The sequence below is a fragment of the Oleiphilus sp. HI0086 genome (assembly GCF_001635225.1).
In genome coordinates this window covers 1-1,129 of record NZ_LWFZ01001507.1, presented here as the reverse complement: position 1 = coordinate 1,129, position 1,129 = coordinate 1, and the positions used below count along the sequence as shown (strand labels likewise).

2 protein-coding genes are annotated in these 1,129 nt (G+C 43.0%); both read left to right on the top strand.

The features are described 5' to 3' along the window. A partial coding sequence (locus A3756_RS25475) for a sugar transferase (RefSeq protein ID WP_368664624.1) occupies positions 1-555 on the top strand: 555 nt, incomplete at its 5' end. Positions 556-596: 41 nt separating this feature from the next. After that, the coding region (locus tag A3756_RS25470) for an acetyltransferase (protein WP_068555014.1) at positions 597-1,129 on the top strand (533 nt) is incomplete at its 3' end.

Genomic DNA, 1,129 nt, shown 5'->3' with positions numbered 1-1,129 from the left:
GTGTTGATTCGTATATTTGATATTATTTTTTCGTTATTTGGTTTGGTGTTGGGCTTTCCAGTCTTGGTTGTGATTATGCTGATAGGGCTGTTTGATACAGGGTCGCCAGTCTTTCGGCAAGAGAGAGTAGGGCGAAATAAAAAGCCTTTTATTTTGGTGAAATTCAGGACGATGAAAGTCGATACAGCTTCAGTTGCGACTCACTTGGCAAACAGTGCCTCAATTACGCCTTTTGGAAATTTCTTACGTAAGACTAAACTCGATGAATTACCACAGTTGTGGAATGTGTTGAAAGGTGATATGAGCTTAGTTGGCCCTCGTCCAGGCCTGTTTAATCAGGAAGAATTAACGGCTGCTCGTGAGGCTCAGGATGTTTTTTCTGTTAGACCTGGTATTACAGGCGAAGCGCAGGTCAATGAAATCGATATGTCTACACCTGTTAGGCTTGCCGAAGTCGATGCGAAAATGATTCGAGAGTTGAACATTTCAAATTATTTTAAGTTTATTCTTATGACTGTTACGGGTAAGGGGGCTGGAGATAGAATCCAGTCTTAATTCAATACTTCGAATAACTCTGTTAGGGATAGAAAGTTAGAATGAGTGAAATGTCTACTGGTACAAAGCGAACACTCCTAATAATTGGCGCAGGTGGTCACGGCCAAGCAGTAATGGATTTAGCTGAAATTACTGGTGAGTATAGTGATATCTTCTTCGCTGATGATAATGCGCCGTCTGACGAACCCGTTATGGGCAAAGAAGTCGTTGCTAAGGTAGAGGATGTCTTTAAAGGTGACATCAAGGTCGATGATGTGTTTGTTGCGATTGGAAACAACAGTGTAAGAAAGCAGATTGTTGAGCGTTTAAAAGTAGAAGGCTTTAATTTAACGTCTCTCATACACCCACAAGCAACGGTAAGTAGGTATGCTCAAGTTGAAGCGGGTGTAGCGATTATGGCCGGTGCTTATGTTGGTACGAGTGCAGTCGTTAGAACTGGCGTAGTGATAAACGCGAATGCCACGGCAGATCATGACTGTGTGCTGCATGAATTTTCTCACCTTGGTGTAGGTGTTCAGCTTGCTGGCGGTGTTGAAGTAGGTGCAATGGCTTGGTTACAAGCGGGAAGTTGCTG